This window comes from Cellulosimicrobium sp. So1_17 (assembly GCF_055181235.1).
The window spans coordinates 1-13,051 of the sequence record NZ_CM143702.1; the positions used below are offsets into that span (position 1 = coordinate 1).

At 66.1% G+C, this 13,051-nt stretch carries 8 protein-coding genes and 3 rRNA genes; 10 read left to right on the top strand and 1 reads right to left on the bottom strand.

What is annotated here, in order from left to right:
* The first annotated feature begins 258 nt into the window (after nt 1-258).
* The 10 genes from ACZCLJ_RS00005 (at nt 259) to pucL (ending at nt 12,063) form a co-directional block, all read left to right on the top strand.
* Nucleotides 259-1,782 (top strand): 16S ribosomal RNA (locus ACZCLJ_RS00005).
* Nucleotides 1,783-2,270: 488 nt separating this feature from the next.
* A 23S ribosomal RNA gene (locus ACZCLJ_RS00010) occupies nt 2,271-5,378 on the top strand.
* Between the two features lie 102 nt (nt 5,379-5,480).
* A 5S ribosomal RNA gene (rrf, locus tag ACZCLJ_RS00015) occupies nt 5,481-5,597 on the top strand.
* Together the 16S, 23S and 5S rRNA genes form the textbook arrangement of a ribosomal RNA operon.
* A 354-nt stretch (nt 5,598-5,951) precedes the next feature.
* Entirely contained in the window at nt 5,952-6,248 is a 297-nt protein-coding gene (gene gatC / locus ACZCLJ_RS00020) for an Asp-tRNA(Asn)/Glu-tRNA(Gln) amidotransferase subunit GatC (protein WP_435736537.1), read from the top strand.
* Nucleotides 6,248-7,780 (top strand): Asp-tRNA(Asn)/Glu-tRNA(Gln) amidotransferase subunit GatA, encoded by a 1,533-nt coding sequence (gene gatA / locus ACZCLJ_RS00025; protein WP_463105034.1) that lies wholly within the window; start codon nt 6,248-6,250, stop codon nt 7,778-7,780. The genes gatC and gatA overlap by 1 nt, the downstream gene beginning before the upstream one ends.
* Before the next feature lie 4 nt (nt 7,781-7,784).
* The gene (gene gatB / locus ACZCLJ_RS00030; protein WP_463105035.1) at nt 7,785-9,290 is read left to right on the top strand and encodes an Asp-tRNA(Asn)/Glu-tRNA(Gln) amidotransferase subunit GatB; all 1,506 of its coding nucleotides are present in this window, start codon (nt 7,785-7,787) and stop codon (nt 9,288-9,290) included.
* Nucleotides 9,291-9,294: 4 nt separating this feature from the next.
* Nucleotides 9,295-9,900: a GNAT family N-acetyltransferase gene (locus tag ACZCLJ_RS00035; RefSeq protein WP_251151810.1), complete on the top strand. Its 606-nt coding sequence runs from the start codon at nt 9,295-9,297 to the stop codon at nt 9,898-9,900.
* 354 nt (nt 9,901-10,254) lie between these two features.
* The gene (gene uraD / locus ACZCLJ_RS00040; RefSeq protein ID WP_251151809.1) at nt 10,255-10,752 is read left to right on the top strand and encodes a 2-oxo-4-hydroxy-4-carboxy-5-ureidoimidazoline decarboxylase; all 498 of its coding nucleotides are present in this window, start codon (nt 10,255-10,257) and stop codon (nt 10,750-10,752) included.
* Nucleotides 10,749-11,117 carry a hydroxyisourate hydrolase gene (gene uraH, locus ACZCLJ_RS00045; protein WP_251151808.1) on the top strand — a complete coding sequence of 123 codons (369 nt, stop codon included), beginning with the start codon at nt 10,749-10,751 and terminating at the stop codon, nt 11,115-11,117. The genes uraD and uraH overlap by 4 nt, the downstream gene beginning before the upstream one ends.
* Before the next feature lies 1 nt (nt 11,118).
* Nucleotides 11,119-12,063: a factor-independent urate hydroxylase gene (gene pucL / locus ACZCLJ_RS00050; RefSeq protein ID WP_463105036.1), complete on the top strand. Its 945-nt coding sequence runs from the start codon at nt 11,119-11,121 to the stop codon at nt 12,061-12,063.
* A gap of 106 nt (nt 12,064-12,169) precedes the next feature.
* Here pucL and ACZCLJ_RS00055 read toward each other — a convergent pair whose 3' ends face one another.
* Nucleotides 12,170-12,943, bottom strand: coding sequence for an IclR family transcriptional regulator (locus ACZCLJ_RS00055; protein ID WP_251151806.1), 774 nt, complete (start codon nt 12,941-12,943; stop codon nt 12,170-12,172).
* Nucleotides 12,944-13,051: the final 108 nt, after the last annotated feature.

The following is a 13,051-nucleotide window of genomic DNA, read 5'->3' on the forward strand; positions in this document are numbered from 1 at the left end:
GTGTGTGTCGGTTGTTTGAGAACTCAACAGTGTGCTTGTTAGTCAATGCCAATTTTTGTCCCCTTTGTGGGCGTGGCTGGCTGGGTTGTCCCGTTCGGGGTGGCTGGTTGGTTGTGTCTGGGGATGTTTTTGGTTGATTTCGGAGAATGATCGTCAGATTGTTTTTCGTTTGTAGGCCAGTTTTGTGAATCTTTCGGGGTTCGCTTCGTATGGATTGTTCGCTGCCGGGTCTTTGGGTCTGGTGGTGGGCGTTGATCATTTACGGAGAGTTTGATCCTGGCTCAGGACGAACGCTGGCGGCGTGCTTAACACATGCAAGTCGAACGATGATGCCCAGCTTGCTGGGTTGATTAGTGGCGAACGGGTGAGTAACACGTGAGTAACCTGCCCTTGACTTCGGGATAACTCCGGGAAACCGGGGCTAATACCGGATATGAGCCGTCCTCGCATGGGGGTGGTTGGAAAGTTTTTCGGTCAGGGATGGGCTCGCGGCCTATCAGCTTGTTGGTGGGGTGATGGCCTACCAAGGCGACGACGGGTAGCCGGCCTGAGAGGGCGACCGGCCACACTGGGACTGAGACACGGCCCAGACTCCTACGGGAGGCAGCAGTGGGGAATATTGCACAATGGGCGAAAGCCTGATGCAGCGACGCCGCGTGAGGGATGACGGCCTTCGGGTTGTAAACCTCTTTCAGCAGGGAAGAAGCGCAAGTGACGGTACCTGCAGAAGAAGCGCCGGCTAACTACGTGCCAGCAGCCGCGGTAATACGTAGGGCGCAAGCGTTGTCCGGAATTATTGGGCGTAAAGAGCTCGTAGGCGGTTTGTCGCGTCTGGTGTGAAAACTCGAGGCTCAACCTCGAGCTTGCATCGGGTACGGGCAGACTAGAGTGCGGTAGGGGAGACTGGAATTCCTGGTGTAGCGGTGGAATGCGCAGATATCAGGAGGAACACCGATGGCGAAGGCAGGTCTCTGGGCCGCAACTGACGCTGAGGAGCGAAAGCATGGGGAGCGAACAGGATTAGATACCCTGGTAGTCCATGCCGTAAACGTTGGGCACTAGGTGTGGGGCTCATTCCACGAGTTCCGTGCCGCAGCAAACGCATTAAGTGCCCCGCCTGGGGAGTACGGCCGCAAGGCTAAAACTCAAAGGAATTGACGGGGGCCCGCACAAGCGGCGGAGCATGCGGATTAATTCGATGCAACGCGAAGAACCTTACCAAGGCTTGACATGCACGGGAAGCCACCAGAGATGGTGGTCTCTTTGGACACTCGTGCACAGGTGGTGCATGGTTGTCGTCAGCTCGTGTCGTGAGATGTTGGGTTAAGTCCCGCAACGAGCGCAACCCTCGTCCCATGTTGCCAGCGGGTTATGCCGGGGACTCATGGGAGACTGCCGGGGTCAACTCGGAGGAAGGTGGGGATGACGTCAAATCATCATGCCCCTTATGTCTTGGGCTTCACGCATGCTACAATGGCCGGTACAAAGGGCTGCGATACCGTAAGGTGGAGCGAATCCCAAAAAGCCGGTCTCAGTTCGGATTGGGGTCTGCAACTCGACCCCATGAAGTCGGAGTCGCTAGTAATCGCAGATCAGCAACGCTGCGGTGAATACGTTCCCGGGCCTTGTACACACCGCCCGTCAAGTCACGAAAGTCGGTAACACCCGAAGCCCATGGCCCAACCGGTTCGCCGGGGGGAGTGGTCGAAGGTGGGACTGGCGATTGGGACTAAGTCGTAACAAGGTAGCCGTACCGGAAGGTGCGGCTGGATCACCTCCTTTCTAAGGAGCTTCAACGCACGCCTTCCCCTCGGGGTGGTGTGTGGTGGCCACGGCCCACGCCGTTCGCGTGTGGGGGTGGTTGCTCATGGGTGGAACATTGACGAAAGAGCGTCGGTCTCGCTGGTGTCAGTACCTGCGTCGCCTGGTCTGCTGGGTTCTCCTTCGGGGGGTTCGGTGGTGTCCGGGGGGTGTGGTGGAACATCGCGGGCGGGTCCGGGGCTTGTCGAGCACACTGTTGGGTCCTCAGGTCGCCGGCCACTTCGGTGGTGGTGCCTGGTACGGGTCGGTCCGTGGATCGCGAACCGCTCGCCGAGCTGGTCTTGGTGGGTAGGCGGGTCTGTGCGGGTCGGGGTCGTTGGTTGTTTGAGAACTGCACAGTGGACGCGAGCATCTTTGAAGTGATCAAGATGCAAAAAGTACGGGTGTGCCCTTCGGGGTGTGTCCGTGGTTTTTGTTCTTGGTCTCTGCGAATAGATTGTAGTGTGTGTGTCGAAGTTTTTAAGGGCACAGGGTGGATGCCTTGGCACTAGGAGCCGAAGAAGGACGTCGTAGCCTGCGATAAGCCTCGGGGAGCTGGCAAACGAGCTGTGATCCGAGGGTTTCCGAATGGGGGAACCCCGTACGAGTCATGTCGTGCGACCTGCACCTGAATATATAGGGTGTGTGGAGGGAACGCCGGGAAGTGAAACATCTCAGTACCGGCAGGAAGAGATATTCCGTGAGTAGTGGCGAGCGAAAGCGGATGAGGCCAAACCGGGCGCGTGGTAAAGCTGTCAGGCGTTGCGTGTCCGGGGTTGTGGGACCCTTCTGGTGGATCTGACAGTCCACCGGGGAGTCAGAAAGCCGTGTCATAGTCGAACCGCATTGAAAGGCGGACCACAGACGGTGCGAGTCCGGTAGACGAAATGGCGCGGCCTCCCGAAGGGGATCCCAAGTAGCACGGGGCCCGTGAAATCTCGTGTGAATCTGGCAAGACCACTTGCTAAGCCTAAATACTACCTAGTGACCGATAGCGGACCAGTACCGTGAGGGAAAGGTGAAAAGTACCCCGGGAGGGGAGTGAAATAGTACCTGAAACCGTGTGCCTACAATCCGTTGGAGCCTCCTTGGTTGGGGTGACAGCGTGCCTTTTGAAGAATGAGCCTGCGAGTTAGTGCTCAGTGGCGAGGTTAACCCGTGTGGGGAAGCCGTAGCGAAAGCGAGTCCGAACAGGGCGTCCATAGTCGCTGGGTCTAGACCCGAAGCGAAGTGATCTAGCCATGGGCAGGTTGAAGCGCGGGTAAGACCGCGTGGAGGACCGAACCCACCAGGGTTGAAAACCTGGGGGATGACCTGTGGTTAGGGGTGAAAGGCCAATCAAACTTCGTGATAGCTGGTTCTCCCCGAAATGCATTTAGGTGCAGCGTCACGTGTTTCTTGCCGGAGGTAGAGCTACTGGATGGCCGATGGGCCCTACAAGGTTACTGACGTCAGCCAAACTCCGAATGCCGGTAAGTGGAAGCGTGGCAGTGAGACTGCGGGGGATAAGCTCCGTAGTCGAGAGGGAAACAGCCCAGACCACCGGCTAAGGCCCCCAAGCGTGTGCTAAGTGGGAAAGGATGTGGAGTTGCACAGACAACCAGGAGGTTGGCTTAGAAGCAGCCACCCTTGAAAGAGTGCGTAATAGCTCACTGGTCAAGTGATTCCGCGCCGACAATGTAGCGGGGCTCAAGTACACCGCCGAAGCCGTGGCATCTGCGCGTAACTCAGGCCTTCGTGGTCCAGAGGCGCAGGTGGGTAGGGGAGCGTCGTGTGGCCGGTGAAGCCGCGGGGGAACCCAGCGGTGGAGGCCACACGAGTGAGAATGCAGGCATGAGTAGCGAATGACGGGCGAGAAACCCGTCCGCCGAATGACCAAGGGTTCCAGGGCCAGGTTAATCCGCCCTGGGTAAGTCGGGACCTAAGGCGAGGCCGACAGGCGTAGTCGATGGACAAGGAGTTGATATTCTCCTACCGGCGAAGAACCGCCCATACCGAGCCCGGTGATGCTAACCGCCCAAACCTGTCCACCGACCCTTCGGGGTCACCGGACAGGGGCGCGCGGGACCCGAACCGGTAGTAGGTAAGCGTATTAACAGGGGTGACGCAGGAAGGTAGCCCGGCGTGGCGATGGTAGTCCACGTCCAAGGCTGTAGGCCGTCGGGTAGGCAAATCCGCCCGACACGAGGCTGAGAGCTGATAGTGAGCGCGTATGCGCGAAACGGGTGATCCTATGCTGCCAAGAAAAGCCTCGGCGCGAGGTTCTAGCCGCCCGTACCCCAAACCGACTCAGGTGGTCAGGTAGAGAATACCAAGGCGATCGAGCGAATCGTGGTTAAGGAACTCGGCAAAATGCCCCCGTAACTTCGGGAGAAGGGGGGCCCGAAACGTGAACCGACTAGCTCGGGGAGCGTGGACGGCCGCAGAGACCAGGGAGAAGCGACTGTTTACTAAAAACACAGGTCCGTGCGAAGTCGCAAGACGATGTATACGGACTGACGCCTGCCCGGTGCTGGAAGGTTAAGAGGACGGGTCAACCCCTTGCGGGTGAAGCTCAGAATTTAAGCCCCAGTAAACGGCGGTGGTAACTATAACCATCCTAAGGTAGCGAAATTCCTTGTCGGGTAAGTTCCGACCTGCACGAATGGCGTAACGACTTCTCCGCTGTCTCAACCGCGAACTCGGCGAAATTGCACTACGAGTAAAGATGCTCGTTACGCGCAGCAGGACGGAAAGACCCCGGGACCTTTACTATAGCTTGGTATTGATGTTCGGTGCGGCTTGTGTAGGATAGGTGGGAGACTGTGAAGCCCGCACGCCAGTGCGGGTGGAGTCAACGTTGAAATACCACTCTGGCCGCTTCGGATGTCTAACCTCGGTCCGTGATCCGGACCAGGGACAGTGCCTGGTGGGTAGTTTAACTGGGGCGGTTGCCTCCTAAAATGTAACGGAGGCGCTCAAAGGTTCCCTCAGCCTGGTTGGCAATCAGGTGTCGAGTGCAAGTGCACAAGGGAGCTTGACTGTGAGACTGACAGGTCGAGCAGGGACGAAAGTCGGAACTAGTGATCCGGCGGTGGCTTGTGGAAGCGCCGTCGCTCAACGGATAAAAGGTACCCCGGGGATAACAGGCTGATCTTGCCCAAGAGTCCATATCGACGGCATGGTTTGGCACCTCGATGTCGGCTCGTCGCATCCTGGGGCTGGAGTAGGTCCCAAGGGTTGGGCTGTTCGCCCATTAAAGCGGTACGCGAGCTGGGTTTAGAACGTCGTGAGACAGTTCGGTCCCTATCCGCTGCGCGCGCAGGAAACTTGAGAAGGGCTGTCCCTAGTACGAGAGGACCGGGACGGACGAACCTCTGGTGTGCCAGTTGTTCCGCCAGGAGCACCGCTGGTTGGCTACGTTCGGAAGGGATAACCGCTGAAAGCATCTAAGCGGGAAGCCTGCTTCAAGATGAGGTTTCCATACCCTCAGGGGTGAGAGGCACCCAGCAGAACACTGGGTAGATAGGCCGGACGTGGAAACGGGGACCAACGACCCGTGCAGCTGACCGGTACTAATCAGCCGACAACTTCAACACCCATCACACTCTCATGCGACGCGTCCACTGTGCGGTTCCCGAACCACCAACCCCACCACCCCCACACCAGGGGGCGGCACCCGGGAAAGTGTTCGACAGAGTTACGGCGGTCACAGCGAAGGGGAAACGCCCGGTCCCATACCGAACCCGGAAGCTAAGCCCTTCAGCGCCGATGGTACTGCCCTGGAGACGGGGTGGGAGAGTAGGACGCCGCCGGACAACCCTTCACCGAAGGCCCACCCCACACGGGGTGGGCCTTCGGCATGTCCGGACTCTTTTCGCGCCTACCGGGCAGGGCCTTTTTCGCGCCCACCGGGCAGGGCAGAGACCCGGGCCTCGTGACGACCGCCGGCCTGCGTGGCACTACACGTCTCGGGTGCCACACGACCGCGGGCTCGTCACCGGCACGACCACCGGCGGGCGCTGTCCTGTTGGCGCGGCGCTGCTGCCGCCCTTCGGGTTCCGGTCGAGGCACCGACCGGCGGTTCGGCGAGGTCCGGTCGAGGCATCGAGCCGGGGTTCGTCGAGCTCGTCACGCTCTCGTGGCTCCCGCGCCCCTCTAGAATGGCGACCATGTCCACCATCTCCCGTGACGAGGTCGCGCGCGTCGCCGCGCTGGCCCGCATCGACCTGCGACCCGAGGAGCTGGACCGGCTCTCGGGGGAGCTCGACGTGATCGTCGACGCCATCGCGAAGGTCAGCGAGGTCGCCACGCCCGACGTCCCCGCGACGAGCCACCCGCTTCCGCTCACCAACGTCTTCCGTGACGACGTACCCGTGCCGGCCCTGCCGGTCGCGGACGTCCTCGCGGGTGCGCCGTCGGCCGAGGACGGCCGTTTCGCCGTCCCGCAGATCCTCGGGGAGGAATGATGACCGACGACCTGACCCGGATCTCCGCCGCAGAGCTTGCCGCGCGCCTCGGCGCGGGCGACGTGAGCAGCGTCGAGGCCACGCAGGCGCACCTCGACCGGATCGGTGCCGTCGACGGCGCCGTCAACGCCTTCCTCCACGTGAGCGCCGACGATGCGCTCGAGACAGCGCGTGACGTCGACGAGCGACGTGCAGCCGGCGAGGAGCTGCACCCGCTGGCGGGCGTCCCGATCGCCGTCAAGGACGTCGTCGTGACGAAGGGGATGCCGACCACGGCCGGCTCCCGCATCCTCGAGGGCTGGGTGCCGCCGTACGACGCGACGATCGTCGAGCGTCTCCGCGCCGCCCGGCTGCCGATCCTCGGCAAGACGAACATGGACGAGTTCGCGATGGGCTCCTCGACCGAGCACTCCGCCTACGGGAACACTCACAACCCGTGGGACCTCGACCGGATCCCCGGTGGGTCCGGTGGTGGGTCCGCCGCCGCGGTGGCCGCGTTCGAGGCACCGCTCGCGATCGGCACCGACACCGGTGGTTCGATCCGCCAGCCGGGCGCCGTCACCGGGACCGTGGGCGTGAAGCCCACGTACGGAGGCGTCTCCCGGTACGGGCTCATCGCGATGGCGTCGTCGCTCGACCAGGCCGGTCCTGTCACGCGCACCGTCCTGGACTCGGCGCTGCTCCACGAGCTCATCGGCGGGCACGACCCGCGGGACTCGACGTCCATCCGCGAGAAGACCCCTGCGCTCGTCGAGGCGGCACGGCAGGGCGCGACGGGAGACCTGCGCGGCGTCCGCGTCGGCGTGGTCACGGAGCTGAGCGGCGACGGGTACCAGGCGGGCGTGAGCGCCCGCTTCGAGGAGTCCCTCGACCTGCTCCGGGGCCTGGGTGCGGAGGTCGTCGAGGTCTCCTGCCCTCACTTCGAGTACGCACTGGGCGCCTACTACCTGATCATGCCGAGCGAGGCGTCGAGCAACCTGGCCAAGTTCGACGGCATGCGGTTCGGCCTGCGCGTCGAGCCCGAGGAGGGCCCCGTGACCGCCGAGCGCGTCATGGCGGCGACCCGCGGCGCCGGCTTCGGCGACGAGGTGAAGCGCCGCATCATCCTGGGCACCTACGCGCTGTCCGCGGGCTACTACGACGCGTACTACGGCAGCGCCCAGAAGGTCCGCACGCTCATCCAGCGTGACTTCGACGCCGCGTTCGGACAGGTGGACGTCCTCGTCTCGCCGACCGCTCCCACGACCGCGTTCCGGTTCGGCGAGAAGCTCGACGACCCGCTCGCGATGTACCTGAACGACGTCGCGACGATCCCCGCGAACCTCGCCGGTGTGCCGGGCATGTCCGTGCCCGCCGGGCTGTCGGACGACGGCCTCCCGGTCGGCTTCCAGGTCCTCGCCCCGGCGAAGGCCGACGACCGCATGTACCGCGTGGGCGCGGCGCTCGAGGCCGCGCTGCACGGGGCCTGGGGTGGCCCGCTGCTCGACCGCGCGCCCGCGCTGCCCACCGCCACCGCCGAGCAGGAGGGCTGAGCCGATGACCGCCACGACCGTCGAGCTGGTCGACTACGCCGACGCCACACGCCGCTACGACCCCGTCATCGGGATCGAGGTGCACGTCGAGCTGGGCACGCTGACCAAGATGTTCTGCCCCGCCGAGGTGAGCTTCGGCGCCGAGCCGAACACCCAGGTGACTCCCGTCTCGCTCGGGCTCCCCGGCGCGCTGCCGGTGGTCAACGGCAAGGCCGTCGAGTACGCGATCCGGATCGGGCTCGCGCTCAACTGCGAGATCGCCGAGACCTGCCGCTTCGCCCGGAAGAACTACTTCTACCCGGACGTGCCGAAGAACTTCCAGACGTCGCAGTACGACGAGCCGATCGCCCACGACGGGTGGATCGACGTCGAGCTCGAGGACGGCACCGTGTTCCGCGTGGAGATCGAGCGCGCGCACATGGAGGAGGACGCGGGCAAGAACACGCACGTCGGCGGCGCCACCGGACGGATCCACGGGGCGGAGTACTCGCTCGTCGACTACAACCGTGCCGGGATCCCGCTCGTCGAGATCGTCACGCGCCCGATCACGGGCGCGGGGGACCGGGCGCCGGAGGTCGCGCGGGCGTACGTCCAGACGCTGCGCGACATCTTCCGGGCGCTCGACGTGTCGGAGGCCCGCATGGAGCGTGGCAACGTCCGCGCGGACGTCAACCTGTCGCTGCGCCCGACCCCGGAGTCGCCGCTCGGCACGCGGACCGAGACGAAGAACGTCAACTCCTTCCGCTCGGTCGAGCGTGCGGTGCGCTACGAGGTCTCACGGCAGGCCGCGGTGCTCGACGCCGGCGGGACCGTGATCCAGGAGACGCGCCACTGGCACGAGGACACCGGCATCACCACGTCGGGCCGCGTGAAGTCGGACGCCGAGGACTACCGCTACTTCCCGGAGCCCGACCTGGTCCCGGTCGCGCCGCCGCGCGAGTGGATCGAGGAGATCCGCGCGGGGCTGCCGGAGCTGCCCGTGGCGCGCCGTCGGCGTCTGCAGGGGGAGTGGGGCTACGCGGACGCGGAGATGCGCGACGTCGTCAACGCCGGTGCGATCGACCTCATCGAGGCGACCGTCGCCGCCGGGACGAGCGCGGCCGGCGCCCGCAAGTGGTGGATGGGCGAGCTCGCGCGCCGCGCGAAGCAGGACGACGTCGAGCTCGCCGGGCTCGCCGTCACCCCCGGCCAGATCGCCGAGCTCCAGGGTCTCGTCGACTCGGGCCGCATCAACGACAAGCTCGCGCGCCAGGTGCTGGAGGGTGTCCTCGCGGGCGAGGGGGACCCCGAGCAGGTCGTCGTGGCCCGCGGTCTCGAGGTCGTGTCGGACGACGGCGCGCTGCTCGCCGCGATCGACGACGCGCTCGCCGCTCAGCCCGACGTCGTCGAGAAGGTCCGGGGCGGCAACCTCGGTCCGGTCGGCGCGATCATCGGCGCGGTCATGAAGGCGACGCGCGGCCAGGCGGACGCCGGGCGTGTGCGTGAGCTCGTCCTCGAGCGGATCGGGTGATCGCATGACCAGGGGGCCTGTCCTGCTCGGCGAGATGATGCGGCTCCGGCCGATCGAGGCGCGTGACGCGGACCGGATGTGGGAGTCGCTGCAGGACCCGGAGTCGAACCGGCTCACGGGGACGACGGCGACGTTCACCCGTGAGCAGATCGACGAGTGGGCGGCGACGATCAGCGACCGCGAGGGCCGGTACGACTGGGCGATCACGCCCGGCGCCGTGCGCGACGGGCAGCAGGTCAGCGACGAGATGATCGGCGAGATCGTCCTCAACGAGATCGACGACCACGCGGGTTCGGCGAACCTGCGCCTCGCGCTGCTGCCGAACTACCGCGGTCGTGGCTACGGCAGGGAGGCGATCTTCGAGGTTCTCCGGTTCGCGTTCGACGGGACGACCGACGTCGACGGTGTCCGGCACGACGGTCCCCACCTGCACCGGGTGAGCCTCGACGTCCTGAGCATCAACCCTCGGGCGCGGATGCTGTACGAGTCGCTCGGCTTCCGCGAGGAGGGTCGCCTGCGCGACGTCTACCGCGACGGCGACGGCTGGGCGGACGCGACGGTCATGAGCATCCTGGAGGACGAGTTCCGGGTGGGTCTCGGCTCCGCCTGACTCTCGGCGGTCACCCGTCATCCGTCACCTGTCACGAGCCCCCGGGCCCGGCAGCACCCGCTGCCGGGCCCGCCGTCGTTCTTGTCGACGCCTACGCAGGTACACGGAAGGTGCCGAACCCCGGGGTTGTGCGCCACATGCACCCCCTGGTGACGACCGACCCGGGGTTCGGGCACGAGCGGTGACGCGCCACCTGGGGCTGGGCGCGCGCAGGGGTTCGAGCGTGCACGATCACCGCGGGAGCGGAAGGCTGGTTGACACGTCATCAGAGGACGGCGTACATTCATTGAGCGGAAACAAACTTCCGCGATATGGATAGTTACCTCCACGTTCCGACTGGCGAAGAGGACGGCGATGACGCTGGACGAGTTCAACCGGTTGTCCGCGCAGGACGCGCGGGACGCGCTGCTGGCGTGCGCGCACGTCGAGCGGTGGGCCGACGACGTCGCCGCGGGACGGCCGTACGCGACCGTCGCGGACGCCGTCGACGCAGCCGCCACCGCCGCGAACCCCTGGACCGACGCGGAGATCGACGCGGCCCTCAGCCGCCACCCGCGCATCGGCGAGCGGGCGGACGGCGAGCAGACGGACGCGCGCATGTCGCGCAGCGAGCAGTCCGGCGTCGACACGAGCGACGACGACGTCGCCCGGCGCCTCGCCGACGGCAACCGTGCGTACGAGGAGACGTTCGGTCACGTCTTCCTCGTCCGGGCGGCCGGTCGCAGCGCCGAGGAGATCCTCGAGCAGCTCACGGAGCGCCTGGGCAACGACGCACGGACGGAGCGGGCGAACGCCGCGCGCAACCTGCGCGAGATCGCCGCGCTGCGGCTGGAAGGGGTGCTGTCCGCATGAGCGCGCACGCCAGCCACATCACCACGCACGTACTCGACGCGGCCAGCGGTAGGCCCGCCGAGGGGATCGACGTCCGCCTGGAGGCGGCTCCGGAGATCGCGGGCAGGACGACGGGGCAGGGCTGGTCCCTGGTGGCGTCCTCCCGCACGAACGACGACGGTCGGGTGCCCGAGCTCGGGCCCCAGACCCTCGTCCCCGGCACGTACCGGCTCGTGTTCGACACGGGCTCGTACTTCGACCGGCAGAACACCGTGTCCTTCTACCCGGAGGTCGTCATCGTCTTCCGGGTGGCGAGCGCCGAGCAGCACTACCACGTCCCCGTCCTGCTCAGCCCGTTCGCCTACTCGACCTATCGAGGGAGCTGACATGACCGAGACCCTGAGCAGCACCGGGGCAGCCCAGCAGACGACGGGCGCGACCGGCGCCATCGTGCTCGGCGACAACCAGTGGGGCAAGGCGGAGGTGCGCCTCGTGCGCGTCGACCGCTCCACCCCGCGCCACCGCATCACCGACCTCAACGTCTCCTCGCAGCTGCGAGGCGGCCAGGAGGCCACGCACTACGAGGGCGACAACTCGCGCTGCGTCGCGACCGACACGCAGAAGAACACGGTCTACGCGTTCGCCCGCGACGGCGTGGGTGCGATCGAGGACTTCGCGATCCGGCTCGGTGCGCACTTCGTCGAGGACTTCGACTGGATCGAGGGCGGCCGCTGGGAGATCGAGCAGTACTCCTGGCAGCGCATCGAGACCGCGGACGGGGAGCACGACCACGCGTTCGTCCGGAACAACCAGGAGACGCGCACGACCGTCGTCCAGCGCGACGGCGACGAGGTCTTCGTCGTCTCCGGGCTCACGGACCTCGTCGTGCTCAAGTCGACGGGCTCGGAGTTCCACGGCTTCCCGCGGGACCGCTACACGACGCTCGTGGAGACGGACGACCGCATCCTCGCGACGTCGGTCACGTCGCGCTGGCGGTACACGACGACGGACCTCGACTTCGACGCGGTCTACGCGAAGGTCCGCGCGATCCAGCTCGAGGCGTTCGCGACGACGCACTCGCTCGCGCTGCAGCAGACCCTGTTCGCGATGGGCAAGGCCGTGCTCGAGGCGGTCCCGGAGATCGCCGAGATCAAGTTCTCGATGCCCAACAAGCACCACTTCCTCGTGGACCTCGGGCCGTTCGGTCTCGACAACCCGAACGAGGTCTTCTACGCGGCCGACCGCCCGTACGGGCTCATCGAGGCGACCGTCCAGCGCGAGGGCGTGGCGGCCGAGCCACGCGCCTGGGCGACCGTGGCCGGGTTCTGCTGAGCAGCCGGCGCCGACGACCATGACGACGCGACGCGCCCGGACGGACCGCGGGAGAACCGCGGCCCGGCGGGGCGCGCCGCCGTCGGTCCGAACGCGCGCTGGCCGCTCAGGCCGTCGTCGTGATGAGCTCTCGCGTGAGCTCTGCGGCCACGCGGTGCAGCACGGGGACGGCCCGCTCGCCGAACTCGTAGGTCACGCGGGCGGCCGGCCCGGAGACGGACAGCGCGGTGGGTGTCGGCGCGGCCGGCACGGCCACGGCGAAGCACCGCACGCCGAGCTCCTGCTCGCCGTCGTCGATCGCGTACCCGCGCTCGCGCGTGCGGTCGAGCTCCTTGAGGAGGTCGTCGACGTCGGTGATCGACTGGTCCGTCGCGGGTGGCATGCCCACCCGGGCGACGATCTCGCGGACGGTCTGGTCGGGGAGCTGGGCGAGCACGGCCTTGCCGACGCCCGTGCAGTGCGTGAAGACGCGGCGCCCGACCTCCGTGAACATCCGCATCGAGTGCCGGGACGACGCCTGCGCGACGTACACGGCCATGTCGCGGTCGATCATCGCGAGGTTTGCCGACTCGCCGAGCTCCTCCGCGAGCCGCTCGAGGTACGGGCGGGCGCCGGCGCCGAGCTGGCGGCCCGCGGACTCCCCGAGCCGGATGAGGCGGGGGCCGAGCGTGTAGCGGCGCGACGGCGTCTGGCGAACGTATCCCTGCGCGAGCAGCGTGCGCAGCAGGCGGTGGATCGTCGGCAGCGGGAGGCCTGCGTGCTGCGCGAGCTCGCTCAGCCCCGACTCGCCGCCGAAGTCCGCGAGCAGCTCGAGCAGCTCGATGGCCCGGTCGACGGACTGCACGCCACCTGCCGGCTTCGCCGCGGAGCTCTCGGCCATCACCATCTCCTGTCCACCAGGTGGGCCCGACGACGGGCGCGCACCTCGACCTGACGAGAGCGGTTCGCCCGCCCTCGCTTCCGCATCACGGAAGATACGCCTCAGCAT

What these genes read in the sequence shown, in the direction of transcription:
- gatA (WP_463105034.1), top strand. Translation starts at nt 6,248, where the DNA reads ATGACCGACGACCTGACCCGGATCTCCGCCGCAGAGCTTGCCGCGCGC.
- ACZCLJ_RS00035 (WP_251151810.1), top strand. Translation starts at nt 9,295, where the DNA reads ATGACCAGGGGGCCTGTCCTGCTCGGCGAGATGATGCGGCTCCGGCCG.
- gatB (WP_463105035.1), top strand. Translation starts at nt 7,785, where the DNA reads ATGACCGCCACGACCGTCGAGCTGGTCGACTACGCCGACGCCACACGC.
- pucL (WP_463105036.1), top strand. Translation starts at nt 11,119, where the DNA reads ATGACCGAGACCCTGAGCAGCACCGGGGCAGCCCAGCAGACGACGGGC.
- uraH (WP_251151808.1), top strand. Translation starts at nt 10,749, where the DNA reads ATGAGCGCGCACGCCAGCCACATCACCACGCACGTACTCGACGCGGCC.
- ACZCLJ_RS00055 (WP_251151806.1), bottom strand. Translation starts at nt 12,943, where the DNA reads ATGGCCGAGAGCTCCGCGGCGAAGCCGGCAGGTGGCGTGCAGTCCGTC.
- uraD (WP_251151809.1), top strand. Translation starts at nt 10,255, where the DNA reads ATGACGCTGGACGAGTTCAACCGGTTGTCCGCGCAGGACGCGCGGGAC.
- gatC (WP_435736537.1), top strand. Translation starts at nt 5,952, where the DNA reads ATGTCCACCATCTCCCGTGACGAGGTCGCGCGCGTCGCCGCGCTGGCC.